The sequence below is a fragment of the Archangium violaceum genome, from assembly GCF_016887565.1.
Taxonomy (GTDB): Bacteria; Myxococcota; Myxococcia; order Myxococcales; family Myxococcaceae; genus Archangium; species Archangium violaceum_B.
This window is the reverse complement of sequence record NZ_CP069396.1, coordinates 11842532-11866534: the sequence shown is the minus strand read 5'-3', so window position 1 is coordinate 11866534 and position 24003 is coordinate 11842532. Positions and strand designations below refer to the sequence as shown.

Genomic DNA, 24003 nt, shown 5'->3' with positions numbered 1-24003 from the left:
GCTCAGCGCAGCAGCTTCACATAGACGTTCATCTCACGCTGATGCGTCTGGCACCGCAGGGAATCCTCGTCGTTGGCGAGGGTGACCCAGCTCACCCGGTCGAGCCGCTCGGCCAGCAATGGTACCCGCCGCGCGGCCTCCAACAGCGGCAGCGCCACGGGAGAGATGACCTGGCAGGGGTGGGGGCCCTCGGCTCCGGTGGGCCTCAGCCCCAGCCCGAGCATCTCCGTGGCCCCCTCCTTGAGGGCGACGCCCGAGGCACGATGGCCCCGGGCCAGCGCCAGGCCTCGCGTGCCCACGCGCTCCTCCATGTACCGGGCGATGCGCGGCTTCTGGTAGGCCTCCTCGCGGAACTGCACGTACAGGCGGGGACGTGCCGACCCCCCGGCCTCGAGGGCATAGCAGAACAGCAGTGTGGCTTCTTCCGGTGGAGGTTCGGCTGGCAGCGCGGGGAGCACGGGCCGCAGTAGCTCGTGGTAGCGGGCCGCCGAGCAGTCCTTGAGGGTCAGGTACACCTTGAGCTGCGCCGCTCGGCCGGAGCGCGGATCCGGCCCGGCGTAGGCCACCAGCAGGCGTTCGGTCTCCTCGGCTACCAATGCCTCGAAGCGGGCCCGGCCCCCGGGGAGACCGGTCGGCTCGAATCGGAGCGCATCCAGCAGCAGGCGCAGGCCAGGGGCGTAGAGCGCGGAGTCCGTGGGTGCACCGAGCCAGAAGAAGCGGTCGGTCAGGACGACGTCCGGGCATACCTTGCAAGACCACTCCATGTCCCGCATGGCCGCGAAGGCATCCAGGCAGAACTCCTCGAAGAGACCGAGGAGCGGCTCCGTCCCAAGCCCCAACCGCCGTTTGAGTGCGTGGTACTCCCAACTCATGGTTACACGCCCAGGTCCACGTCGGCGGGGAGCCAGTCGGGACGATGCAGCCGCAGGCCGTTCTGGAGCACCAGCTCGGCCGAGCGCAGCGCCCCCTCCACCCAGCCTTGCATGCTGGAGTACGCCTCACCGCAGACATACAGGTTCAGGTCCGGCACCGGGCGCCGCATCCGGCCGATGACCCCCGCGACCTCCACATAGGGATTCCAGGAGTGCCAGCCACCTCCATAAGGCTCCTCCGTCCAGTCGCGATAGACGAGACCACGCGGAGGCGGCACGTACTTCATTCCATGCATCTCCCCGAGATGGCGCTGCACGACGTTCGCCAGGGGTGTCAGGGTCTCGGCCAGGCCGGGGGAGCCGAAGGTTTCATGTTCCATGCCCCGCTGCTGCTCGAGGAACTGCTGCATGCGGTTGGTCGCCAGCGGAGCCAGGCCCTTCCAGAAGGAGACCCCGTCCATGTCGGTGTAGCTGGCCAGGAGCACCGGGGCATTGGAGTCACCCACCGCCATTCCGTAGAAGACCTGCCGGAGTGGGACGTCCGTCACGGAATTGCCCGGCCCGAACCCAAGCGTGTTCCACCAGGACTGCCCGTAGGACATGTAGAGCTTGTAGGCCGGTTCGGATTTCACCGTGGCGAGCAGCGTGCGCACCTCGGGGGTGTCGAGCTCCGGGCTCTTCTGGCCGACCAGCTCCAGGGCTCGCTTTGGCATCGCCAGGATGACGTGGGAGGCGTGCACCCGCTTCTCGCCGATGGGCCGGTCCGCCTCGTCGCGGAGCTCGAAACGCAACTCCAGGCCATGGTGTTCTCGTGAGGGACGCACCCGCTCCACCGAGACGAGCCTGTGCCGTAGCAGGAGCTTCGTCTTTTTGCTGCTGACGAACCGTTCGGCCAGTGTGAGGGCGAGGCTCTGGAATCCCTCGCCGGGAGCCAGGGTGGGGGGAGTCCCCTTGGCCTCGGCCTCCTGGAATTGCTTGAGCACGAAGCACAGCAATTGCAACGCCTCCCCGGCGTTCCAGTTGCTGAGGAGCGAGTCGATACCGATGGTGTTGAGCAGGTAGTCATAGGCCTCGCCGCTCACCATCTGGTCCAGCAGGTTCCAGAACCCGAGCTGCCAGAGGGGCACACCATTCACCGTGCAGCTCTTCTTCGCTTCCTCCCACTGACTGGGTGAGAGCTCGAAGGCATTGGGGAGGATGAGCTGGATGACGTACTGCAGCAACACGAAGGGGGACTTCCCGCGCTCCTCACCCACGAGCCGGTAGGGGAGCCTGTCTGGGTATCGGGCCAGCTCGGCCGGCGTGAGGAGCACGCCCCTCAGGTACAATCGGCGGAGCTGCTCACTGGGAAAGGGTACCGTGGGCAGCTCGAGCGCCTGGAAGAGGGAGGACACCAGTCGCTGGCCCGGGAAGAAGCGCATTGCCCCTACATCGACGCGCTGTCCCGAGTCACCCAGGGCGACCGTTTCCAGCCGCCCTCCAATCCGGCCGCTGCTCTCGAAGAGGTGGACCGTCAGCCGTTCACCGAGCTCTGGATGCAACACGTCCCGGGCCAGGCGCCAGGCCGAATACACGCCGGAGATTCCACCCCCGACGACCGCGACATCGATGAGTTCGGGAGTGTTTCCCTCATGCTTCGACATGGCCATCTGTGAAGGCCTCCGTTCCGGGAAGGCAGCGTGGATGATGGGGTTCGACCTACCAGGGGGCCATGACGGGCTTGCTGGCGGACGGCGCATCCTTCTTCAGCGCCAGGTAGAAGTGGAGCGCGGCCGCCACCACATCGACGGGGACCTCACCATTGACCACGGAGGCCTTGAACATGTCCGTCACGGGCCGGGAGAACTTCACCTGCAGGGTCTGGCTGTCCGTGATGGAGATGGAGATGTCGAGCTGCTGCGAGGCTTGCTGGGTCATGAGGTCTTCTCCGCGCGAGGTGTGGCTTGACCCACGGAACGATGTGGGCGGAACCTGTATAGGGGGCTCGGCTTCCCTCTTCAGTGATGCATTTTACACTTGGAGGGTGAACCAGCGCATAGGGGAGCCGTTCCGCCGTGGGCATGGTGCAAGCAGCCCGATTGGCATTCGACCCCCTGACACACGAGGAATTCCCCATGCAGCATGACCCCTACGGCCTGGATGGGCCCGACTTCCGGGAAAATCCCTTCCCCGCCTACGCGCAACTGAGGGCGCGGGCCCCGGTGTACTTCCACGCATCCTGGAACGCCTGGCTCCTCACTCGCTACCAGGATGTGCTCGCGGGCTTCCGGGACCCGCGCCTCTCCTGCAAACGTGCCGAGCGGGTCACGCCGCACGCGATGCCGGAGACGATGAGGCGGATGCAGGCGCTGATGGGGCCGATGATCCGCTATGTCTCCTCCTGGATGTTGATGAACGATCCGCCCGATCACACGCGGCTGCGATCGCTCGTCAACAAGGCCTTCACGTCACGGATGGTGGAGTCCCTGCGCCCGCGCATCCAGTCGCTCACGGACCAGCTCCTGGACCGGGTCGAGGACTCCGGACGCATGGATGTCATGCGCGATCTGGCCAACGTGCTCCCGGTGCTCGTCATCGGCGAGATGCTCGGTCTCCCCCCAGAAGATGGAGAGCGACTCAAGGCCTGGTCGGACATGCTCGCCGCGCTTGCCTCGGGCCGCGTGGCGTTGGCGCAGGTGGAGCAGGCGGCCGCCGATTTCCGCGAGCTGGAGCGCTACCTGGAGGACGTGCTGGCCCGGCGGCGCAAGGACCCGGGGAACGATCTGATCAGCACCTTGCTCGCCGCCGAGGAAGAGGGGCGGATCCTCAATGAGCAGGAGATTCTCTCCACCTGCTTGTTGCTGCTCTTCGCCGGGCATGAGACGACCACCAGCCTCATTGGCAACGGGCTCCACGCGCTGCTGCACCAGCCCGAGCAACTGTGGCTGCTTCGCGACTCGGTGGAACTGCCCGCCTCGGCCATCGACGAGCTGTTGCGATACGACAGCCCGGTGCAGCGGATGTCCCGACTGGCCCTGGAGGACATGGAGGTGGGCGGTCAGCGCATCGCCATGGGGGAGCGCATCTTCCTGATGATGGGCTCGGCCAACCGTGACCCGGAGCAGTTCTCGGAGCCAGACCGGCTGGACGTGCGTCGAGAGAACAATCGACACCTCGCCTTCGGCATGGGCATCCACTACTGCGCGGGAGCACCGCTGGCGCGATTGGAGGGGCAGATCGTCATTGGCACCGTGCTTCGTCGCTTCCCCCACCTGCGAGTAGCACCGGAGCGGCCGATGTGGTCGGACAATACGACCTTCCGTGGCATGCGCTCCTTCCCAGTGCTTCTTCGTCCCGAGGCCTGATCTCCTCCGCGAGGCGAAAGCAGCGGCCTCATACGAGCGAGTCCACGGCCTCGACGACCCGTGGCCACTCCTTCGCACGCGGGTCGATGACCTCGAAGTGCTCGGTGCCCGGCAGGCTCACGAGCCTGACAGAGTCCCCGAGCTTCGTGGCACGGGCATGGTACTCGACGCTGAGGGTCACCGGGACGGTGGTGTCCTCTTCCCCGTGCACGAGGACCTGCCGCACGCCGAGCGGCAGGAGCGCGGAGGGAGACGCGAGCGCATAACGCTCGGGCACCTGGGTGGGCGTCCCCCCGAGGAAGGACTCGACGATCCCATCCCCCAGGTGCAGCGCGTGAGCGCGCTCCAGATCCACCACGCCCGCGAGCGACACGGCCCCCCGGGGAACGAAGGGCTTCCCGGTGTGCAACGCCTGCCCGGGCTTCAGCCGTCCACGTCCCGCGAGCCAGAGGGCCAGGTGCCCCCCAGCCGAGTGCCCCAGGCTGACCACGCGCCCGAGGTCCAGCGGGTGCCGGGCCGCGAGGGTGCGGAGGAAATCCGTTCCGTGCGCGACGTCCTCGAAGGTGCCGGTCCAGCCGCCGCCGGGGTGGCCGACGCGCCGGTACTCGAGGCTCCAGGTGGCGTAGCCCCGCTGGGTGAGGTCCGCGCACAGGTGGCCGACGTGCTCGAGGTCATACCGTGCGCGCCAGAAACCGCCATGCACCACCACGACGACGGGGTGGGGGCCCTTGCCCCGAGGCAGGCGCAGGTCCCCGAACTGGTGGGTGGCGGTGCCATAGGGAATTCGCGCGTCGGCGGGCGGCGCGGGCGTCTCGAGCATCCAGGGCAGGCTCATGGAGGGTGATGATGGGCCGGAGACGGCTGGTGCATCAACAGTGTCACGCCGGGGGCGTGAGCCCATCAAAATCATTCCCCCGAGTGTGGGCGCGGCGGTAGGAACGGGCGAGGCAAGGAGCAACGAAGCCGAGGGAGATGCGATGACCGAGCGCCAACTGTGGGAGCGCTACAAGAAGTACCTGTGCGAGGTGGAGTCGGTCGGGCTGACGCTCGACGTGTCGCGGATGAACTTCGCCGACGAGTTCATCGAGCAGATGCGCGGCCGCATGGAGAAGGCCTTCGACACGATGGAGACCCTGGAGAAGGGAGCCATCGCCAATCCGGACGAGAAGCGGATGGTGGGGCACTACTGGCTGCGTGCTCCCGAGCGCGCTCCGGAGACGGGCCTCGCCAAGGAGATTCAAGACACGGTGGCGGCCATTCGCGGCTTCGCGGATGACGTGCACGCCGGCCGCATGAAGCCTCCGAAGGCGGACCGTTTCACGCGGGTGCTGCTCGTGGGCATCGGTGGCTCGGCGCTGGGGCCGCAGCTGGTGGCGGACGCGCTCGGCACGGCGGCGGACCGGATGCAGGTGTTCTTCTTCGACAACACGGACCCGGACGGGATGGACCGGGTGCTGGCGCAGCTCGGGGACAGGCTCTCCGAGACGCTCACCGTGGTCATCAGCAAGTCGGGTGGCACGAAGGAGACGCGCAACGGCATGGTGGAGGCCGAGCGCGCGTACCAGCAGAAGGGGTTGGACTTCGGCAAGCACGCGGTGGCGGTGACGGGTGGGGGAAGCGAGCTGGACCGCTACGCGAAGAAGGGCGGCTGGCTGCGGACGTTCCCCATGTGGGACTGGGTTGGAGGGCGCACCTCGGTGCTGTCGGCGGTGGGCCTGCTGCCGGCGCGGCTGCAGGGGCTGGACATCGACGGCATGCTGTCGGGCGCGCGTGACATGGACGAGGCGACGCGCAAGCGCGACCTGCTGCGCAACCCGGCCGCGCTGATGGCGCTCATGTGGTTCCACGCGGGCAACGGGCGTGGACAGAAGGACATGGTCATCCTGCCGTACAAGGACCGGCTGATGCTGATGTCCAGGTACCTCCAGCAGCTGGTGATGGAGTCGCTGGGCAAGGAGAAGGATCTGGATGGCAAGGTGGTGAACCAGGGCATCGCCGTGTATGGCAACAAGGGTTCCACGGACCAGCACGCCTACGTGCAGCAGCTGCGTGAGGGCGTGAACAACTTCTTCGTCACCTTCCTGGAGGTGTTGAAGGACCGCGGGGGCGCGTCGATGCAGGTGGAGCCGGACATCACGAGCGGGGACTACCTGCTGGGCTTCTTCCTGGGGACGCGGCGGGCGCTGTTCGAGAAGGACCGCGAGTCGATGACGCTCACGGTGCCGGACGTGAGCGCGCGGACGGTGGGAGCGCTGATCGCCCTGTACGAGCGGGCAGTAGGCTTCTACGCGACACTGGTGAACATCAACGCATACCACCAGCCGGGAGTGGAGGCGGGGAAGAAGGCGGCGGGCGTGGTGCTGGAGCTGCAGGGCAAGGTGCTGGCGAAGCTGCGCGGGGACAAGGCGAAGGCCTACACCGCGGAGGAGCTGGCCACGGCGGTGGGAGCGGCGGACGAGGTGGAGACGGTGTTCAAGGTGCTGGAGCACCTGTCGGCGAACCCGGACCACGGTGTGAGGCGAGAGCCAGGTCCCACACGTTTCGACGCACGCTTCCGCGCGAGCTGAAACAAACGAATAAACAAACAAACAAACACCCTCCCTCTCCCTCCGGGAGAGGGTCGGGGTGAGGGTAGCTCGCATACATGGGTTGCTGCGGGCACCCGCGTCTCTGTTCAGTTCTCACCGTGCCAAAGACTCACGGGCATGTCGGGTGGCGGGACGTTGATTCACGGGTAATGGAAAGACTCCATTAAAAAAGGGGATTCCCATGAATCACACCGTGCTGCTCGTGGAGGACAGCAACACCATCCGGCACATCATCAAGATCTACTTGATGAAGATGAAACTGGGTTTCCTCGACGCGAGTGGAGGAGAGCAGGGGCTCCAGCATCTGGAGACGAGCGCGGTGAATCTCATCATCGCGGACGTCAACATGCCGGGTGGGATGGATGGCCTGGAGTTCGTGCGCCGGGTCCGCGCGAGTGAGCGGGAGCAGGTGCGCAAGGTGCCCATCGTGCTGCTCACCGGGGGCAAGGCGCCGGACCTCGAGGCGAGGGCCCTGCAGGCGGGAGCCTCCGAGTTCGTGCGCAAACCCGTCTCCATCGAGGACCTCGCGGCCGTGGTGCGGCGGCATCTCCCACTTTCCGAGGATGTGAATCTCGTCGCCTGACGCGACACGAGTGTCCGGCTCCACCGGCTCACGCGGACATGTGTCCGGACAGGTGTCCGGCTCCGCGCCATTCTGACACGCGTGCCGCGGACACCGGCGCGCGCGTAACTCACGGAATCTCCAGGGCTTCTCTCGAAAATCCGAGGGGGCTCTCGCGGGTGGGTGAGACCTCCAGGTGCAACTTGATGGCGGCACGGCAGTTGCTCACGCGGATAGCGATGCGCACTGTTCCTCGGGGTTGACGTGTGAGGCCCTGGGGCTGATGGAGCCGTCGTCGTGGGCTCGGCCCGAGAGGTCGTTCACACACCGTAACGGAATGAAGGCGGGGCCCGGGGGGGTCTCCAGCATTCCGGAGCGCAGCGGTACCGGAGGGCGGGCACGGGTTCGCGCATGGCCGTGACCCGCCTTCCGGACCGCGTCTCCTCTCCCCGTTGCTCACCACCCACGACATGTCGCAGTCGGTTGCTCAACATCTCCGTACGTCCCGAGTCCCGGAGTGTTCAGCCCTGGTCGTGCCGAGGCCGGCCGCGAATGCCATCGGGTCGACACACGCGGGTTCTTCCGGAATTCTGCCTTTGGATTCGAGGGGGCTCCATGAAGCGCAGCGTTCTGATCGTGGATGACAGCGACACCATCCGGCACATCATCAAGGTGTATTTGATGAAGTTGAAGTTGGGGTTTCTGGATGCGGACCGGGCGGATCGAGGACTGCGATTGCTGGGCTCGAGCCCCGTGGACCTCATCATCGCTGACTTCAACATGCCGGGAATGAACGGTCTGGACTTCGTGCGCCAGGTGCGGGCGGACGCGCGGCCCGAGGTGTGCCACCTGCCCATCGTGCTGCTCACCGGAGGCAAGGCGCCGGATCTCGATCTTCGGGCGGTGCAGGCGGGTGCCTCCGAGTTCGTGCGCAAGCCCATCTCCAGCGCCGCGCTCACGGCCGTGGTGCGCAGGCACCTCGGGTTGCCCGAGGGCGTGGACCACCTCGTGGCTTGAGCCTCGCGGCCTCACTCGAAAACGAAGCGTTTGACGGACATGAGCGGTGCGATGCGCGGAAACCGGGCGTAGCCCGGCGGTCCGGCCTCGACCTCGGGCACTCCATCCGAATCGGCCAGGATGAAGCACACCGGCATTTCCCTTCCATCGGGCAGCTTCAACTTGTCCCAACGGCCGTAGACCCTCTTGTAGCCTTCGGCATTGACTCCGTTTCCGGTCACCCACAGCCACCCGTACAGCAACGCGCCTTCGGGGATGTCACTACTGCTGTACGCGATGCTGCTGATGACGGGGCCATCCGCATAGTTGTCCAGACCCCTGGAGTGGGGCTTGGTGACGTCGAGCCACACGTCCACAGCACCGGGGACTCTTTGACGCAAGGAGCGCATGGCGGCGAGCGCCTCGGGAGGACAATCTCCGGGCTGTGGCCGCACCTGGGCTCCCGTGCACGCCGTGCCTCCGTACAGAAGGCACACCATCATCGCTCGCCTCCATGCATCGGCGGAGATCGCCTCGCTGGTGGCGGGCTTCTGCTCGGGCTTCTTGTTGGGCGGGCTGTTCTTCTTCATGGACACGTTCTCCGTGTGTCGCACCGGCTGGACGGTGGCCTCGGGGGGGTCTTCCGCTGGTGGCGGGGCCGGGGCGGGCGCAGTGTCGGGCGCCTTGGCCGGGTGTGCCACTTCCTGGACCGCAGCAGGCGGGTCGCTCGCGGTGACCTGAGGGGTTTCCTCCTGCCTCCACCTCCACTCGTGTGGGATGAGGACGACTGCGGTCGCGAGCAGGGCCATCAGTGCCGCGGTAACCGTCAGCACTGTCTTGCGCGAGCGCTCGGGCGGACTCACGGCGGACTCGGAGGTGGGCGGTTCGGCTGGAGGTGGGTCCCTGGGCGGCGTTGGCTGCTGCTCCCGTACGGGCGGAGGGGGCCGGCGGATGCGCCGCCTGGCGGTGCTCGCCCCTTCTGGCACGTCTCCCGTGGGGACCTCCTCCCACTCGAAGATGCTGGCCTCCCAGGGCTCGCGCCCACCGAAGGTGGCCGCCGCCATCAGCGCCGCGTGCACCTCCTCGCCGTTGCGGTAGCGCGCCTCGGGGTGCTTGGCCAGCAGCCTCGTGATGACGTCACTCAACGCGAGCGGCACCCGGGGATTGACCTCCACCGGCGGTGGCGGCACCCGGTGGGCGATGTCCATGTACAGCAGGAGCTTCACGTCCGCCACGGCCGGGAAGGGGTAGTGACCCGTTGTCGCCCGATACAGGCACACTCCCAGCGCGTACAGCTCGTCCGAGGGACGATAGTCGTAGCGCGCCCGGGGCTTGTCGCCATGGGCCAGCCAGAAGCACGCGGCCTCGGGGCTGCGCAGGTGCGCGGTGCCCGGGGGGAGGGGCGTCTCGGTGAGCGTGTTCGCCCCCGTGTAGTCACCCACGCCGAAGTCCACCAGCACCGGCTTCCTGTCCGTCTCCCTCACCAGCACGTGCTCGGGCTTGAGGTCGCGGTGCAGCACGCCCCGCGCGTGCAGGTGGCTCAGCGCCAGGGCCACTTCGGCGCCCAGGTAGGCCAGTCGTGAGAACTCGGGGTTGTTCTCTTCCACCCACAGATGCAGTGGCGGGCCGGGCACGTACTCCAATACGAGGAAGGGACGCCCCTGAATGGGGTGGGGCCAGCGGCCCGTACCAAGGCAGCGCACCACGTTGGGGTGCATCGCCTTGTCCACCAGCAGGGACTGCTCGCGTCCGGCGCGAATGTCCTGGGGGTGGAAGAACACCTTGAGTGCGCCGAGGGCTCCCGGCTGCTCCACGGACTCCACGAGGTAGACGGCCCCATAGCCGCCCACGCCCAGTCGCTCCAGTACGCGCCAACCGGCCACCACGGTGCCGGATTCGAGCTCCGCCACGTTCCACACGTGCCCGTTCATGCCCGTCACACTCTCGTTCACAGCTCCATCTCCCCGATGGCAACGACGCGCCCGCCGTCCTTCTCCCGCAGCTCGAGCCGGAGCGTCCTCGGCGATGCACCCGGGACGAGCTCCACCTCAACGACCACGATGCATCTGCCGCCCGGGTAGAGCATCGGAACGCCCATCCACACCGGGAAACGGCCCACTCTCTCGCCCTTCGTGTCCAGCAGCCACGCCTCGGTTGGTACCCAGGGCCGCGTGGACGCCGCGGACAGCTTCAGCGCCGCCGAGACCACGGCGAGGGTTTCCGCACGGTGGATGAGCTGGTCCCATGCGATGAGCTCGCCACCCTCGGTCATTCCTTTGGCGTCCATCGGCCTTGAGAGGGTGACACCGCTCCAGCCCAACCGTCCCGAAAGCACCAGCCGGGCGAAGAGGCCGGTCTCGTAGTCTCCGGCCCGCTCCGTGAGCGGCCGAGCTGGCGCCTCCGGAAGTACCCGCACCTGCCGCGCATCGTCCTCCGGCCCGGTGGAGCCAGTCGCCTCGGGAGTCTCCGGCGCGCGTACCGCACGTTCCCGTCCTTCCGGAGCGGGAGTGACTTCTGGAATCATCTCCGGCCGCGCGGGCGTTTCCGGGGAGATGACCTGAAAAGACGGTGGCTCCTCGGGGCTTCCAGTCAGGGCCAGCAGGAGGGGGACGAGACCGCAGGGGGTGGGTCGCATGCCGGAAGAACCTACTGACCACCGAACCTTCGAGGTCAAGTGAAATCCGAAGCTCCCTTCAAAACGGAAGAAGGGCCGAAACACTCGACACCTGACCAGAAAAGTCGCATCTTCCACTTGACTCACGAGATGACGTTCAAGGAGGAGGCATGGATTGGGATGTGGTGGAGCAGTTGAAGCGGGGCGGCCTGGATGTGCGCCGGCCCGAGGTGTTGCAGATCCCCATCAGGCACCACTCTCGGGAGCAGGACCGCGTGATTCCACTGGAAGGAGAGGAAGCCCCGGTGGCGGACTACTCGGGCAGGATCGTGACGGTGCGGCTCAAACCCATCTCACGGTTGTGGACGGGAACGGCGGTACCGCCGGACATGACACGGGAGCCGCCGTGGCAGTACAGGCCCTTCTTCCTGCTGCTGGAGACGACGGCCGCCGTCTACTGCGCGGCGATGGGCAGGCCCGAGCTGGACTCCGAGTTCGATCGGCTCTACCGCCAATTGTGCCGGTGGCCGGACGGGCATGATGACCACCCACTCTTCTCGTACTTGAGGGCGGCGGCGCGCCTGTACATGTCCCTGCGAGCCGTGAGTCAGGCCGAGTTCGAGACGATGATCCAGAGGCTGCGCCAGTCCGCCCAGCACTTCTTCACCCACGAGGGCAGTATCAACTACGCCCAGGTGGTGCTGTATCCGCTCGCCTTCGCCTGACGCGCCGGCCCCTCCGCTGTTGGCCGTCGCGCCGTACCGCACCGCGGGCACGGATTGTAGGTGGTGCGCTCCGCGCATGCCCTCGGGCCTCTGGGGCGTGGTCCTCAATCTCCGCTGACGGCGAGCTGCCAGTCTCCGGTGCCGGTGATGGCGGCGCGCAGGCCGAGATAGCTCCCCTCGTGCCGCATCGCCTGGAGCTGCTCGTCCGGGTAGAGTCCCTTCAGGGCCGCGAAGTCCTCGGCGGTGGCTTTCTCGCGGAACGCCGAGGGCCAGACGTAGAGTTCGTCCTGCTTCGTGTAGGGCAGGCTCAGGATCTTCACCAACCGGGCCAGCACCGGAGCGCCGTGCTCCTGCTCCAGCCGGCGCCAGAAGCGGGCCACGTCCTTGTCGGGGCCGAAGGAGAAGCGGAGGCCCTTGCCCTGCTCGTCCGCGAGCGCGCCGAGCGCCGCGTAGTCACACGCCACCGCCGCGGCGACGATGCGGCGGCGCATGGAGTCCACGGCTGGAGGCAGAGGCGGCTGCGCGGGGGCGGGTGTGGGGCTCAGCCCCTGGGCCGAGCAGGCGGTGCCGCCGTCCGTGTGTATCCCCGCATCCGTGGAGCCGGCATCCGTCAGCGCCTCGGCGGTGGGTGAGTCCCGGTGCTCGCGAGGGGGCGTGGTGCCGGCGTCGACCAGTTGGGGCATTTCCGTCGGTTGTGTCGGGGCGCGGCGCGAGTCAGTGCAGGCGAGGCACGTGGTGAGGGCACAGGCGGACAGGAGGAGGCTGCGGTTCATGGCGCATGCGTTGTAGACCAGCTCCTCGCCACCTTGTCGAGCTCCAGTGTCACAGGATGCGAGTCGCGATTCCAACCCTCTGATACCTTCTGGCACACCATGCGAGAGACAAGGATGGGCCCGCTGGCCCCGTACTTGGCCGTAGCTCTGTGCCTGTTGCTCGCTCCGGCGTGTGTCACCATCGACAGCAATGCAGGTCCAGACTGTTGGAGGAGCTCAAGAGGATTGCAGATGAGGTCTGCACTCCTGGCACACGGCTCCACGACCTGATTGCGAAATCCAGGGACTGAAATGGGTGAACCCATTCGATATCATGAGTTGTTCCTCGACTCACGCATCCGAGATCAGTGGGTCCTGGCGGATCCCACCGACGAGTATGGCGAGGAGCTCGACCCCTGGCAGTTCTTCAGCGGACATCCCATCGCGTTGGCGGGGACGCCTCGAATTTCCCTGGCTGCTCCTGGACGTGCGCTCGACTTCAGCTTCACGACGCTCAGCATCCCCATCATTCACGGTCGGCTCGTTCCCCTCTTCGAAGGCCTCGGTCTTCAACAACAGATACAGTTCATCCCGGTCGATGTGGTGGGACAGACAGCCCCTTTCTTCATTGCAAACGTCCTCCGTGTCATCCCCTGCATTGACGATGCTCGATGTGAGCGCGTGGAATACTGGAAGCCCGAAGATGGAGCACCCGACAGGGTAGGCGACTACCGCCTTGTCAGGGGCCTACGTATCGACCCGAGCAAGGCTGGCGATGCGGACATCTTCCGGCCCAAGGGGTGGAGTTCCGTCCTTCTCGTCTCCGAGCGTCTCAAAGAGGCACTGGAAGACCCTCGGGTTGGAGGGATTCGCTTCACCGAAGTCTGAGATGGCGGGATTGGCGCTGGGCCTCCATGCCTCACACCCGCGTCATCGTCAGCCGAGCCAGGGACGTGCGGCCAGCGATCGTCATGTCGCGCCCGGGCAGCCATACGGTGACGGTGGCTCCTCCGCCCTCGCGGTTCTCGATGCGCAGCCGCCCCCGGTGCGCGTCGATGATCTCCCGGCTCAGCGCCAGCCCCAGCCCCGTGCCCTTCTCCTTCGTCGTGTAGAAGGGCAGCAGGGCGCTCTGCAGGACCTCGGGTGCCAGTCCCCGCCCCCGGTCGTGCACGCGCAGCCGGAAGCCTCCCTCGGCCTCGTCGACCTCCAGGGCCACGGACTCGGGTGGCCCTCCGGACTCCTGGGCGTTCTTCAGCAGGTTGATGAGCACCTGTTCCACCTGCGCCGCGTCGAACCAGCCCGGCTTGCCCGGCGGCGGTGAGAAGGTCGCCTGGGGATACAGGGCCTGCAATCCCGAGAGCAGCCGCGGCCACTCGACCACCACCTGCCGGGGGCGCGGCAGCTTCGCGAAGCGCGCGTAACCATCCAGGAAGGTGCGCAGGTGCGTGGTGCGCTCCTCGAGCGTGTCCAGCACGCGCGCCAGCTTGCCGAGCTGCTCGGGGTTCTGGGAGATGAGCCGCGCCGAGTGCAGCAGCGAGGAGATGGGCGCCAGCGAGTTGTTCAGCTCGTGGCTCATCACCCGGATGACCTTCTTCCAGACGTCCACCTCCTGGCGTGACAGCTCCTGGGTGAGGTGCTTCACCATGAGCAGCGTGTGCGGCTCGCCGGCGAAGTCGAAGTCGCGCTTGGACAAGTGGAACGTCTCGCTCTCCTTGTTCACCTCCACCGTGAAGAGCTCGTCGCTGTCGGTGAGGAGCGCCTGGCGCAGGGCCGCGGGGGCGGCCTGGAGCATGGAGAGGAAGTTCTGCCCCTCGACGGCGCGGCCCTCGAAGAAGAGCTCGCGGGCGGCGGCGTTGGTGAAGGCGATGTGGCCCGAGTCGCCATACAGCACGATGGCCATGGGCACGCCCTCCACCACCGTGCGCAGCAGCTTCTCCTGGCCGGCGGCCTGGGCTCGCGCGGCCCACGTCAACAGTCCGAGTCCCAGCAGCACGCCGAGCCCCGCTCCCACGAGCGTCCACACGGTGGAGCAGGTGGTCACCGCGAGCACGGTGCCGGGCAGCACCGCGAGGACGAGCGCCACCGCGCCCGGTGTCAGCGTGCGCAGCAGGGGCGGGACACGGCGCGTGGAGGTGGAGGACGCGGAGACGTTCTTCGAGGAGAGCACGAGAGGATTCCGGAAGTGAGATCAGCCCTTGAGCCGGCGCTCCACGCTGAGGCCGAGCCGCTCCATGCGCCGGTAGAGGGCCTGACGGCTGAGTCCGAGCTGGGCGGCGGCGCGCGACACCACGCCCTGCGCCTCGGCGAGGGCCCGCTCCACGGTGGCGCGCTCCTGGGCCTCCTCCTCGGAGAGCGCGGCGGGGACGGACGCGGGCTCGGAGGCGGACTTCTCCGGCTGGCCCGCCTCGGACAGCCCGAGATCCGCCGCCTCCAGCGTGGCCCCCTTGCGCACCAGCACCGCGCGTTGAATCCGGTTCTGCAGCTCGCGCACGTTGCCCGGCCAGTCGTGGGCCAGCAGCGCCTGGCGCGCGCTGGCGCCCAGGTACAGCACCTCGCCCTCGGGCTGGAAGTGCTGGAGGAAGTGCTCGGCGAGCACCGGCACGTCCTCGGGCCGGTCCTTCAGCGCCGGCAGCTTCACCTCGATGACGGCGAGCCGGAAGTAGAGGTCCTCGCGGAAGGTGCCCTCCTGGATGGCCTTGGGGAGGTCCACGTTGGTGGCGCTGATGACGCGCACGTCCACCTTGCGCGTCACGTTGCTGCCCAGCCGCTGGAACTCGCCCAGCTGCAGCACGCGCAGCAGCTTCGCCTGCCCGGCCGGGGACAGGTTGCCAATCTCGTCGAGGAAGAGCGTGCCGCCGTGCGCCTCCTCGAAGCGGCCCACGCGCAGCTTCATGGCTCCGGTGTAGGCCCCGGGCTCGGCGCCGAAGAGCTCGGCCTCCAGGAGCTGATCCGGCAGCCCGCCGCAGTTCACCTTCACGAAGGGTGCGGTCTTGCGGCGCGAGTTGGCCTGCACCATCTCCGCCACCTGCTCCTTGCCGGCGCCATGGGGGCCGGTGATGAGGACGGGCACGTCCGCGGGGGCCACCTTCACTACGAGTGACACCACCTCGTGCATGGTGGGGCTCGCGTAGATGACGCCGCGCAGGTCGTGCTTGCGCGCCAGCTCCGCCCGGGCCCTGGCGCCCCCCGCCCGCAGGCGCGTGTTCTCCAGCGACAGCTCCCGCAGCCTCATCAGGTTCTTCACCGTGTTGACGAGCTTGGTGTCGTCCCACGGCTTGGCCTGGTAGTCGCTCGCTCCCTCCTTGATGAGCTGCACCGCCATCTCCAGCGACGTCCACGCCGTCATCGCCAGCACGGGCAGGTCGGGGTCCAATCGCTTGATGTCCCGCAGCAGCTGGAGTCCCTCGTGACCGGAGGTGGTGGCCTCGGTGAAGTTCATGTCCTGCACCACCACTCCCACATCCTCCGCGGCCACCAGGTCCAGCGCCTCCTGGGGCGAGCCGGCGACCAGCGTGGGCAGGCCGTGCAGATCGAAGAGGACCTCCAGCGCGGTGCGCACGGCCGCCTGGTCGTCCACGATGAGCGTCTTGAGCATTGCGGGCGGCACTGTACACCGCCAGACAGAGACAGGGGTTTGAGCTAAGTTGTCCGCACCATGAGCGAAGTGCTCCCTCCCTCTCTCGGTGCCGCGGCGGGCCCGGCGGCGCCGTCCGTGTCCTCGAGCCGCACCGAGGACGGGCGCGCGTTGCTCCAGGAGCGTCTGGGGTTGTTCGGGAAGGTGTGCTTCCTCATCGACATCCTCTACTACCCCCTGTTCCACCTGGCGATCGTCCTGGATCCCCAGGTGGGCCTCCAGGCGGCGCTCGAGGGCCTCTTCTCCTACGAGGCGCTGGGCGAGTACGCCGTCTTCGGGTGCATCTGGTTGTTGTGTCGCACTGGTACGCGCTCGTGGAAGGCCCTGCAGGCCATCGAGACGGTGGGCGTGCTGCTGATGGGCGCGGTGGTGTCGAGCTGGCCCTTCGTCCACCCCTACCCGGTGGCGGGCATCTACGAGATGCTGCTGGCGCTGGTGGCGCTCCTCAGCTTGCGCGCCATCCTCGTGCCGAGCAGTGCCCGGCGCACGCTGCTGCTGAGTGGTGGCGCGTGCGGCATCGGGATGCTGGCCACCGTCGTCGCCATGCAGCACCGCGACGCGGCGCCCCTCTCGCCCATCAGTCAGGTGCTGCTGGCGCTGTGCTGGTTCATCGTGGCGGTGGCCTTCAGCACGGTGGCCTCGGCCGTCATCTACGGGCTGCGCAAGCAGGTGCGCGACGCGCGCAAGCTGGGCCAGTACACGCTGCTGCAGCGGCTGGGCGCCGGCGCCATGGGCGAGGTGTACCTGGCCAGCCACGCCCTGCTGCGCCGCCGCACCGCCATCAAGCTGCTGCGCGCCGACACGGACGGCCAGGGTCTGGAGCGCTTCGAGCGCGAGGTGCAGCTCACCAGCCAGCTCACCCACCCCAACACCATCGCCATCTACGACTACGGCCGCACCGCGGATGGGCTCTTCTATTACGTGATGGAGTACCTGGAGGGCGTGGACCTGGAGGGGCTGTTCACGGCCACGGGCCCGCAGCCGCCCGCGCGCGTCATCCACATCCTGCGTCAGGTGTGCGGCGCGCTGGAGGAGGCGCACGGCCTGGGGTTGCTGCACCGGGACATCAAGCCGGCCAACCTCTTCCTGTGCCGGCGCCGGGGCATGCCGGACCTGGTGAAGGTGCTCGACTTCGGGTTGGTGAAGCAGCTGGGCAATTCGTCGGACGTGGCGATCTCCCAGGGCAGCGTCATCACCGGGACGCCGCTGTACATGGCCCCCGAGGCCATCTCCACGCCGGAGGCGGTGGACGCGCGGGGAGACCTCTACTCGCTGGGCGCGGTGGGGTACGCGCTGCTCACCGGCACTCACGCCTTCAAGGGCCGGAGCGTGGTGGAGATCTGCGCCCACCACCTGCACACGCCGCCCGTGCCACCGGAGGTGCGCGCCGGGCGCGAGCTGCCGAAGGACCTGTGTGACGTCCTCCTGCGCTGTCTGGAGAAGAAGCCCGAGGCCCGTTACGAGAGCGCGCGGGCGTTGCGGATGGCGCTGGATGCGTGCGCGGACGCCGGGCGCTGGACGGAGGAGGACGCCGAGCGCTGGTGGATGGCGCATGGCGTGGAGGTGGAGTCGGCGCGGTCCCGGCGGGAGGACCCGACGCTCGCCGGGACGCAGACGCTGATGGCGGATCTGGCCAGCCGCGCGGCCTGAGTGGGCGGCTACGGCAGGGCGTACACCCGGTCCTCGTAGTCCTGGGTGAAGGGGTGGCCCGCCTCGTCGACGAGGGGCTGTCCGGCCGCGTCCTTCGCGGTGGTGCAGGGATAGCGGGAGCCCTGGGCGCGAGGTTGGACGAACATGGGCTGTACCAGCCACTGGCCCTGGTGGTTCGCGTAGGCATTGCACATCAACTGCACCTTGTTGCGGTTGATGGCCAGCTTGAGGTGCGTCGCGTCCTGCACGAAGGAGAGGTCCGTGTCCGAGTCCCCGGCCGCGAAGACCTGGCGCGCCTTCGCGTCCGGCTGGCGGGGCAGCTGCTTCTCCACCGGCTGGTGGAAGATGACCTTGTTGATCCAACAGCGCTTGCCCTGGTCGTAGGTGATGAGCGTGTCCGCGCCATCGGCCACGGGGCCACAGCCCTGCAGGTGCGCCGTCACGCGCCCCTGGGCATCCGTGTACACCTGGACGTGGTAGGCGAGCCCCGAGGTGGTGCCCACCCTCTGCATGGTGCCCGGCGGGTTGAAGGCGTTCTCGGCGTAGGCGGACCGGGCGAAGGCGCGGAGCTCCTCCGGCGTGTAGCCGGCCTGGAGCTGGGCCACCCAGGCATACGCGGTGTTGAGCGTCAGCGTCACCGGGTTGTTCCAGGCGGTCTGGCCCGCGTGCGTCTTGCCCCCGTTGTAGATGCTGACGAGCTCGTCCGCGCAGCCGGGGTGGAGGCTCGTCTCGAGGGGCGCTCCGGGGTCGGCGGCGGTGTCACAGGCGCTGTTGAGGGCCGCCCGGGCCTCGGGGGTGAGGTGGGAGCTGCCAGGGCGAGCGTGGGAAGGCGGAACCCCGAGGGGTTTCGGCGGGTGGACGTCATGGGACTTCCCCTGAAGGGCAGGGCTGCGGGGTGCATCACCGCGCGGAGCCCGGTCCAACGTCAACCTGGTGGCCCCTGCTCGTTCGGAGAATGCGAGCGAGCGGGCCCGAGCACGGTCAGTGCCCCCTGGGCGGCGAGCGCCAGCAGCAGGAGCAGCAGGTTCCACTTCCTGCGGGGCGTGGAGGACAGCGACACGGTGATGCGGAGCGCGTCATCCTCCTCCTCGTGCGCGCCATCGGGAAGGAGCCGGTTCAGCAGGCGGACCATCGCGGCGTTGCCCGGCTGGATGTGGCACTCGAATCGCTCCACGCCCCGCTCCCGCGCCGCTTCCATGAGCCGCTCCAGGAGGATGCGGCCGAGCCCCTTGCCCTGGGCCGCGTCCACCACGGTGATGGCGGCCTCGGCCACCTCGGAGGCGGGGGCCAGACGGATGAAGCGGGCGATGCCCAACCCGCGCCCCTGGCCCTCGGGACCCACGCTCACCGCGCCCAGCGCCAGATGCTGCTCCCCATCCACCGCGGTGAGGTAGTGCACCTCGTGCTCCGAGAGCCGTGGCTTGGCGGCGTGGAAACGTCCGATGCGCGAGCGCGGCGAGAGCCGTTCGAAGCCCTCCAGGAGCAACTCCGCGTCAGCCGGCTGGACCAGCCGTAATTCCACCTCCGTCCCATCGGCGAGTGCCAGCCGTTCCCTCCACCCGGTATCGAAGTGACGCCTTGGCTTCATCCCGAGCACCCCTTTGGAGATGCGAGCATCAGGGGTGATGCCGCACTGCGTCAAGGGGCTGGGGTGGGATGTCCCAGGAGGAAGTCGAGCACAGCACGGTTGAAGTCCTCGGGGCGCTCCAGGTTGGGGAGGTGTCCCACACCCGGAAGGGTGACGCGGGTGAGGGCGGCCACGCGCCGGGCCAGCACCTCGGCGTTCTTCAGCATGACCGGGTTGTCCCTGTCCCCCACCACGACGAGCACGGGCATGAGCAGCTCCTCGAGCCGGCTGTAGGCCGAGGGCTCCAGGAAGCGGGGAAGGTGGGCTCCAGGCCTCATGCCCGGCAGGTTCTCCACCGTCCATTGCCGCACCTGGGGAGCCACCGAGGGCAGGGCCATGGCAGCGGCCAGGTAGTCGCTGCCGAGCCAGGCCTCGATGAGGGCCTGGGGGTCCTTCTCCCCGCCGGTGCCCAGCAGGCGCGTGTACCAGGAGAACTCCTCGGGCGAGGGCGGAGCGCCCTGGATGCCGGGCGCGACGAGGACGAGACAGGAGACGCGCTCGGGAAAGGCCAGGGCGAAGTCGAGCGCCACGCGCCCTCCGAGCGAGTGGCCAATGATGTGTGCGCGGTCCATCGAGAAGCGGTCGAGCAGGGCGAGCAGATCCTCGTGGGGCGCGTGGGGTTGCCCGAGGGGGGCTTCCGTCCGGCCGAAGCCCCGCTGGTCGTAGCGCAGGGTGGTGAAGTGCCGGGAGAACGGTCCCATCTGCCCTTCCCACATGCGTAGGTCGAGCAGGCCCCCATGGAGGAACACCACCGGGAAGCCATCACCATGGAGCTCGTAGTGCAGGCGGGCTCCCTTCACCTCGGCGAAGCCCTGGACGGGAGGAGGAAGAGTGGTCATGCCGCAGCCATAACATCGCGCGATTTTTCCGGGGCGACGCGGTAGTAGCGTCCGCCCCGAGGAACCTCCCATGCCCTACTCCGTCTGGTTGACATCACACCTCCGTTACGAGGATGTCCGGGCCGGTGCGCCGGACCGGCTCACCCCCGAGGAGCTGCGTGCCTGCCTGGACCTGCTCGCCCGCTCCCGTCCCATCGTGCGAGCTCGCCGGCCCGATGGGGCCACCTGGGTGTTCCGCGCGGACGCGGAGCCCGCCTCCGCCCCCTTGCTGTGGGCGGGTGTGCGGCCCAACAACGGGCCCCGGGCGGGAACCCTCCAGCTCTCGGTGAGTGGCACCAGCCCCTCCTTCCTGGCCAACATGTTCGAGCTGCTCTCCCTCGCGGCCCTCGTGAACGAGGAGCTGGGACTGCGCGCCTTCGAGGGGGTGCACGGGCGCGAGGTGACGGTGGAATCCCTCGGCGCTCTCACGGAGGCCCAGGGGAAGTACGCGCTGGAGCAGGGGCGCCAGTGGCTGCAACGCCGCGAGCAGCTCCACACCACCCTCCACATGCCCCTCGAGTTTCCGGCGGGGGGACATGACGAGGGCCCCAACCTGTTGGCCCTGAGGCTGAAGCACCCCAAGCCGCCACCGCTCACGGAGCTGCTGGCGGCGCCACCGGAAGGACAGGATGTGGAGCTCCAGGGGACACAGGGCGTCTGGTTCGATCGGGCCTCGGGTGAGCCCGTGACGTGGTTCCTTCGCAATCCCCACGCGGCGGACGAACTGCTGATCTGGCCCCAGTGGGGAGAGGCTTCCTTTTCACGGACGGCGCACACCACCTTCGCCGCGGCCGAGCGGCTGCGGGTGCGCGCCGGGGGGCAGGTGCTCTGGAACGGCGAGCCCGCCACGCCGGAGCGCACGGATTGGCGGCGGCGCTACCCGGAGCTGCTCGGCGTCGAGCTGCTTCAGCTCGTCACCGCCGGCTGGGAACCCGCTGTCCGCCAGCCGTAGCGTACCTCCCTTCACACCCACCTCGCCCCTTGTACGGAAAGGTCGTCAGCCCCACGAGAAAGCGGCGCAGATCCATCCGGGAGCCCTTTTCTCAAGAAATGGGCGAGCGCTCGCTCCGGTTCCGGGCCGGGTGGCCGGATGCGGCGCCTTTGGACGTGAGGAGACGACATTGAAGACGACGACGCTTCGCAATCTCTGGGCGGCGGTGGTGGTGCTCGGCCTGGGCACGGGCTGTGGCAACACGGTGCAGGTGAAGGGGCGCGTGACGGACGGCGAGGGCACGCAGCCGCAGGGGCTGGTGTCCGGGGCTCTTCCGCTTGGAGGCTCGGGCACGGTGGCCGCGGCGACGCAGGTGCGCGCCAGCACCGTGGGGCCCGATGGCACCCTGACGGTGGTGGCCGAGGGCAAGCTGGAGGCGCAGGGCCAGTACACGCTCGACGTGCCCGCGGGTGAGGAGCACCTGGTGTTGCAGGCGGTGGACGCCTCCGGCCAGGTGGTGGCCTCGGCGCTGCTCGAGGCGACGGCCGAGGGCCAGGACGCGGTGGCTCCGCCCATGGACGGGGAGAGCTCGCTGGAGGCCGAGGTCTTCGCGCAGATGATGGCGGACAAGTCCCAGGCGGAGACGGTGGACCTGGTGGACGTGCGTGCCCGCATCAACGCCCGCATGGCGGCGGCGGCGCGCGAGGGAGCCTCCACGAGCGAGGCCTTCCGCTCGCGTGTGAAGGCGATGGCGGACGCGGTGCGCGCGGCGCAGCAGGCGGAGCTGGAGATGTACGCCCAGGCGGGCGCGCGGACGACCCAGTCGGCGCTCTTCCACGAGGAGCTCGCGGCGGCGGCGGCGCTGAACGTGGCGCTGGACGCGGGCGGCTCGGTGGAGCAGGCCTATGACAAGTTCCACGCGGACCTGCGGGCGGCGGCCGAGAAGCTGGGCGCGAAGGTGGAGCAGCAGGCGCAGAGCGAGCGCGCGGCGGGCGCTTCCTTCCGGGCGACGCTGAAGGCGCGGCTGTCCGCGGAGGACGCGAAGCCGCTGGTGGACGCGGCGGCGCGGGCCTCGGCGGGGCTGGAGGCACAGGCCTCTGGCGCGGCGCTGTCGGCGCTCCTCGCGGCGGCCAACGCGGCGGACGACGTGAAGCAGCAGGCGGTGACGGCGAGCACCACGCTGCGCACCCAGGTGCGCGCCTCCACGAGCGCGGCGCTGGCGGCACAGGCCTTCGCGGGCTTCGGCGCCAGCGTGGTGGGCACCACGGACGTGCAGGCCTCGGTGCTGGGGCGCTACCTCGGGGTGAGCGCGACGAACCAGCTCGCGGTGAGCGCGGCGGTGCAGGCCTCGGTGGCGGCGGCGGCCACGCTGGACACCACCCTGGACCTCGCGGCCTCGGCGGCGGTGACGGCCAGCGGCACCAACGTCACGCTGCTGGCCACGAAGACGGCCGAGGCCTACCAGACCTACGCGGCGGCGGTGCGCGCCCAGGCCTCCGCGCTGTCCGCCTTCGGTGTGAAGGCCACGCCCGCGGTGGAGCTGATGCTGGTGGCCGAGGGCTCCTTCCAGATGGGCCAGTAGGCCAGAGGGGCCAAAAGGCACGGTGCCCGCCGGCCGACCCGCTCGGCCGGTGGACCTGGGGCTCACGAGCCCTGCTGGATGAGCTCCACGCGGTAGCCGTCCGGGTCCTCGATGAAGGCGATGACGGTGGTGCCGTGCTTCATGGGACCCGGCTCGCGCACCACCTTGCCACCGGCCTTGCGGATGGCGTCACAGGTGGCGTGGATGTCCTTCACGCCCAGGGCGACGTGGCCGTAGGCGTTGCCCAGCTCGTACTTCGAGGTGTCCCAGTTGTGGGTGAGCTCCAGGGCCGGGTGGGTGTCCTCGGGGCCGTAGCCCACGAAGGCCAGGGTGAACTTGCCATCCGGGTAGTCCTTGCGGCGCAGCAACTGCATTCCGAGGACGCGGGTGTAGAAGTCCAGCGACTTCTCGAGGTCGCCGACACGCAGCATCGTGTGGAGGATTCGCATGGGCGTTACATAGCGGGCTGGAGCGCGCGTGTCGCCGTCTCCCAGGCCTGCAACCGACGCTGCAGCGCGGTGAGCGCCCAGAGGTCCGCCGGGTTGTCAGGTGCCACGTCCGCGAGCGCCCGCTCCAGGTGCGGCAGGGCGTCCAGCTCGCCCCACTCGGACAGCCGGCGCAGGGCGGACAGGGAGGGGCCCACCTCCAGCGCCGCCAGCAGCATCCGCACCACGCGCGGGCTGCGCTCCCGGCAGAGCCTGTCCACCGCCTCGTGCCGCTCCTCGAAGGAGGCGTGCGGGTCCACCAGCACCGCCGACAGCGCCTGGAACGTCTCCTCCGGCAGCAGCGGCTGGGGCGCCGGGTGCGGCCAGTGCTCCAGGGTGATGCCGGTGGTGCCGGCCGCGCTGCTCTCGCGCTTCACTCCGTCCGCGCCGAACAGCTCCAGCAGACGTCCCGGGGCGGGCTGGCCCGCGTCGAGCACCCGCTGCGCGCACCCCGCGAGCACGGCCGAGTGTCCGAGCAGGTGCAGGCGCAGCACGGACACCTCCTCCCGGGCGCAGGACTCCCGCTCCACCCGCTTCCACTTCACGAAGACCTCGGCGAGCCCCCGTCCGTGCACGTACCAGCGGTATTCCAGCCACACGGCGCTCAGGCGCTTGTCGAAGCGCTCGTCCTCGGGCTCGTACATCCGGGTGGCACCTTCCTGCACACCCTGGAAGGAGGTGTCCAGCAGCGCCTGCGCGTCGCTCAATCGCATGGGGACCTTGGGACAGTGTGGCATGCCCGGCTGGCGGGAGAGAAGGCGGC

General features: G+C 68.6%; 23 protein-coding genes. 9 read left to right on the top strand and 14 right to left on the bottom strand.

The features are described from left to right. Window positions 1-2: 2 nt before the first annotated feature. From JRI60_RS47310 to JRI60_RS47300, 3 genes are read right to left on the bottom strand one after another with little or no spacing between them, the layout of a single operon-like run. Entirely contained in the window at window positions 3-872 is an 870-nt protein-coding gene (locus JRI60_RS47310; RefSeq protein WP_204222664.1) for a hypothetical protein, read from the bottom strand. Window positions 873-874: 2 nt separating this feature from the next. Continuing rightward, window positions 875-2515, bottom strand: a complete 1641-nt coding sequence (locus JRI60_RS47305) for a flavin monoamine oxidase family protein (protein WP_204222663.1) — start codon at window positions 2513-2515, stop codon at window positions 875-877. Between the two features lie 55 nt (window positions 2516-2570). Further along, window positions 2571-2789, bottom strand: coding sequence for a hypothetical protein (locus tag JRI60_RS47300; protein WP_204222662.1), 219 nt, complete (start codon window positions 2787-2789; stop codon window positions 2571-2573). 197 nt (window positions 2790-2986) lie between these two features. On the opposite strand from JRI60_RS47300, the gene JRI60_RS47295 reads away from it, so the two are divergent. Further along, a complete protein-coding gene (locus JRI60_RS47295) occupies window positions 2987-4216 on the top strand; it encodes a cytochrome P450 (RefSeq protein WP_204222661.1) in 1230 nt (409 codons plus the stop codon). 28 nt (window positions 4217-4244) lie between these two features. On the opposite strand, the gene JRI60_RS47290 is transcribed toward JRI60_RS47295, so the two are convergent. After that, a complete protein-coding gene (locus tag JRI60_RS47290) occupies window positions 4245-5051 on the bottom strand; it encodes an alpha/beta hydrolase family protein (protein WP_204222660.1) in 807 nt (268 codons plus the stop codon). Window positions 5052-5193: 142 nt separating this feature from the next. On the opposite strand from JRI60_RS47290, the gene JRI60_RS47285 reads away from it, so the two are divergent. The 3 genes from JRI60_RS47285 to JRI60_RS47275 all read left to right on the top strand — a co-directional run bounded on the left by JRI60_RS47285 (window position 5194) and on the right by JRI60_RS47275 (window position 8383). Then, window positions 5194-6783, top strand: a complete 1590-nt coding sequence (locus JRI60_RS47285; RefSeq protein ID WP_204222659.1) for a glucose-6-phosphate isomerase — start codon at window positions 5194-5196, stop codon at window positions 6781-6783. Window positions 6784-6985: 202 nt separating this feature from the next. After that, window positions 6986-7387 (top strand): response regulator, encoded by a 402-nt coding sequence (locus tag JRI60_RS47280; RefSeq protein ID WP_204222658.1) that lies wholly within the window; start codon window positions 6986-6988, stop codon window positions 7385-7387. 594 nt (window positions 7388-7981) lie between these two features. Then, window positions 7982-8383 (top strand): response regulator, encoded by a 402-nt coding sequence (locus JRI60_RS47275; RefSeq protein WP_204222657.1) that lies wholly within the window; start codon window positions 7982-7984, stop codon window positions 8381-8383. 11 nt (window positions 8384-8394) lie between these two features. On the opposite strand, the gene JRI60_RS47270 is transcribed toward JRI60_RS47275, so the two are convergent. After that, window positions 8395-10314: a serine/threonine protein kinase gene (locus JRI60_RS47270; RefSeq protein WP_204222656.1), complete on the bottom strand. Its 1920-nt coding sequence runs from the start codon at window positions 10312-10314 to the stop codon at window positions 8395-8397. After that, window positions 10311-10997, bottom strand: a complete 687-nt coding sequence (locus JRI60_RS47265; RefSeq protein ID WP_204222655.1) for a DUF2381 family protein — start codon at window positions 10995-10997, stop codon at window positions 10311-10313. Before JRI60_RS47265 ends, JRI60_RS47270 begins: the two co-directional genes overlap by 4 nt. A 149-nt stretch (window positions 10998-11146) precedes the next feature. On the opposite strand from JRI60_RS47265, the gene JRI60_RS47260 reads away from it, so the two are divergent. Continuing rightward, the gene (locus tag JRI60_RS47260; RefSeq protein WP_204222654.1) at window positions 11147-11701 is read left to right on the top strand and encodes a hypothetical protein; all 555 of its coding nucleotides are present in this window, start codon (window positions 11147-11149) and stop codon (window positions 11699-11701) included. Window positions 11702-11805: 104 nt separating this feature from the next. Here JRI60_RS47260 and JRI60_RS54070 read toward each other — a convergent pair whose 3' ends face one another. Then, window positions 11806-12474 carry a hypothetical protein gene (locus JRI60_RS54070; protein ID WP_239470143.1) on the bottom strand — a complete coding sequence of 223 codons (669 nt, stop codon included), beginning with the start codon at window positions 12472-12474 and terminating at the stop codon, window positions 11806-11808. A gap of 291 nt (window positions 12475-12765) precedes the next feature. On the opposite strand from JRI60_RS54070, the gene JRI60_RS54065 reads away from it, so the two are divergent. Continuing rightward, window positions 12766-13341, top strand: coding sequence for an imm11 family protein (locus JRI60_RS54065; RefSeq protein ID WP_239470142.1), 576 nt, complete (start codon window positions 12766-12768; stop codon window positions 13339-13341). A gap of 31 nt (window positions 13342-13372) precedes the next feature. Here the strand turns inward: JRI60_RS54065 and JRI60_RS47245 are convergent, their stop codons facing one another. Next, window positions 13373-14620, bottom strand: coding sequence for a sensor histidine kinase (locus tag JRI60_RS47245; RefSeq protein ID WP_204222652.1), 1248 nt, complete (start codon window positions 14618-14620; stop codon window positions 13373-13375). Between the two features lie 21 nt (window positions 14621-14641). After that, entirely contained in the window at window positions 14642-16048 is a 1407-nt protein-coding gene (locus JRI60_RS47240) for a sigma-54-dependent transcriptional regulator (protein WP_204222651.1), read from the bottom strand. 60 nt (window positions 16049-16108) lie between these two features. Between JRI60_RS47240 and JRI60_RS47235 the strand changes: the two genes are divergently transcribed. Then, window positions 16109-17737 (top strand): serine/threonine-protein kinase, encoded by a 1629-nt coding sequence (locus tag JRI60_RS47235; RefSeq protein WP_204222650.1) that lies wholly within the window; start codon window positions 16109-16111, stop codon window positions 17735-17737. 8 nt (window positions 17738-17745) lie between these two features. Here JRI60_RS47235 and JRI60_RS47230 read toward each other — a convergent pair whose 3' ends face one another. The 3 genes from JRI60_RS47230 to JRI60_RS47220 are packed head-to-tail and all read right to left on the bottom strand — an operon-like array spanning window position 17746 to window position 20203. Next, window positions 17746-18666, bottom strand: coding sequence for a hypothetical protein (locus tag JRI60_RS47230; protein ID WP_204222649.1), 921 nt, complete (start codon window positions 18664-18666; stop codon window positions 17746-17748). Continuing rightward, entirely contained in the window at window positions 18663-19325 is a 663-nt protein-coding gene (locus JRI60_RS47225; protein WP_204222648.1) for a GNAT family N-acetyltransferase, read from the bottom strand. The genes JRI60_RS47230 and JRI60_RS47225 overlap by 4 nt, the downstream gene beginning before the upstream one ends. A gap of 50 nt (window positions 19326-19375) precedes the next feature. After that, complete coding sequence (locus JRI60_RS47220) at window positions 19376-20203, bottom strand: alpha/beta fold hydrolase (RefSeq protein WP_204222647.1); 828 nt, start codon at window positions 20201-20203, stop codon at window positions 19376-19378. A gap of 70 nt (window positions 20204-20273) precedes the next feature. Between JRI60_RS47220 and JRI60_RS47215 the strand changes: the two genes are divergently transcribed. Then, complete coding sequence (locus JRI60_RS47215) at window positions 20274-21194, top strand: hypothetical protein (protein WP_204222646.1); 921 nt, start codon at window positions 20274-20276, stop codon at window positions 21192-21194. A gap of 169 nt (window positions 21195-21363) precedes the next feature. Then, window positions 21364-22755 (top strand): hypothetical protein, encoded by a 1392-nt coding sequence (locus tag JRI60_RS47210; RefSeq protein WP_204222645.1) that lies wholly within the window; start codon window positions 21364-21366, stop codon window positions 22753-22755. Window positions 22756-22817: 62 nt separating this feature from the next. Here the strand turns inward: JRI60_RS47210 and gloA are convergent, their stop codons facing one another. Both gloA and JRI60_RS47200 read right to left on the bottom strand, forming a co-directional pair. Further along, window positions 22818-23204 carry a lactoylglutathione lyase gene (gene gloA, locus JRI60_RS47205; RefSeq protein WP_204222644.1) on the bottom strand — a complete coding sequence of 129 codons (387 nt, stop codon included), beginning with the start codon at window positions 23202-23204 and terminating at the stop codon, window positions 22818-22820. A gap of 5 nt (window positions 23205-23209) precedes the next feature. Further along, a complete protein-coding gene (locus tag JRI60_RS47200) occupies window positions 23210-23953 on the bottom strand; it encodes a hypothetical protein (RefSeq protein WP_204222643.1) in 744 nt (247 codons plus the stop codon). Window positions 23954-24003: the final 50 nt, after the last annotated feature.

Bases quoted from the DNA above. Each gene is read 5' to 3' on its own strand.
- JRI60_RS47265 (WP_204222655.1), bottom strand. From the start codon at position 10,997: ATGCGACCCACCCCCTGCGGTCTCGTCCCCCTCCTGCTGGCCCTGACT.
- JRI60_RS47310 (WP_204222664.1), bottom strand. From the start codon at position 872: ATGAGTTGGGAGTACCACGCACTCAAACGGCGGTTGGGGCTTGGGACG.
- JRI60_RS54070 (WP_239470143.1), bottom strand. From the start codon at position 12,474: ATGAACCGCAGCCTCCTCCTGTCCGCCTGTGCCCTCACCACGTGCCTC.
- JRI60_RS47300 (WP_204222662.1), bottom strand. From the start codon at position 2,789: ATGACCCAGCAAGCCTCGCAGCAGCTCGACATCTCCATCTCCATCACG.
- JRI60_RS47240 (WP_204222651.1), bottom strand. From the start codon at position 16,048: ATGCTCAAGACGCTCATCGTGGACGACCAGGCGGCCGTGCGCACCGCG.
- JRI60_RS47225 (WP_204222648.1), bottom strand. From the start codon at position 19,325: ATGAAGCCAAGGCGTCACTTCGATACCGGGTGGAGGGAACGGCTGGCA.
- JRI60_RS47200 (WP_204222643.1), bottom strand. From the start codon at position 23,953: ATGCGATTGAGCGACGCGCAGGCGCTGCTGGACACCTCCTTCCAGGGT.
- JRI60_RS47295 (WP_204222661.1), top strand. From the start codon at position 2,987: ATGCAGCATGACCCCTACGGCCTGGATGGGCCCGACTTCCGGGAAAAT.
- gloA (WP_204222644.1), bottom strand. From the start codon at position 23,204: ATGCGAATCCTCCACACGATGCTGCGTGTCGGCGACCTCGAGAAGTCG.
- JRI60_RS47305 (WP_204222663.1), bottom strand. From the start codon at position 2,515: ATGTCGAAGCATGAGGGAAACACTCCCGAACTCATCGATGTCGCGGTC.
- JRI60_RS47235 (WP_204222650.1), top strand. From the start codon at position 16,109: ATGAGCGAAGTGCTCCCTCCCTCTCTCGGTGCCGCGGCGGGCCCGGCG.
- JRI60_RS47275 (WP_204222657.1), top strand. From the start codon at position 7,982: ATGAAGCGCAGCGTTCTGATCGTGGATGACAGCGACACCATCCGGCAC.
- JRI60_RS47215 (WP_204222646.1), top strand. From the start codon at position 20,274: ATGCCCTACTCCGTCTGGTTGACATCACACCTCCGTTACGAGGATGTC.
- JRI60_RS47285 (WP_204222659.1), top strand. From the start codon at position 5,194: ATGACCGAGCGCCAACTGTGGGAGCGCTACAAGAAGTACCTGTGCGAG.
- JRI60_RS47280 (WP_204222658.1), top strand. From the start codon at position 6,986: ATGAATCACACCGTGCTGCTCGTGGAGGACAGCAACACCATCCGGCAC.
- JRI60_RS54065 (WP_239470142.1), top strand. From the start codon at position 12,766: ATGGGTGAACCCATTCGATATCATGAGTTGTTCCTCGACTCACGCATC.
- JRI60_RS47290 (WP_204222660.1), bottom strand. From the start codon at position 5,051: ATGAGCCTGCCCTGGATGCTCGAGACGCCCGCGCCGCCCGCCGACGCG.
- JRI60_RS47260 (WP_204222654.1), top strand. From the start codon at position 11,147: ATGGATTGGGATGTGGTGGAGCAGTTGAAGCGGGGCGGCCTGGATGTG.
- JRI60_RS47220 (WP_204222647.1), bottom strand. From the start codon at position 20,203: ATGACCACTCTTCCTCCTCCCGTCCAGGGCTTCGCCGAGGTGAAGGGA.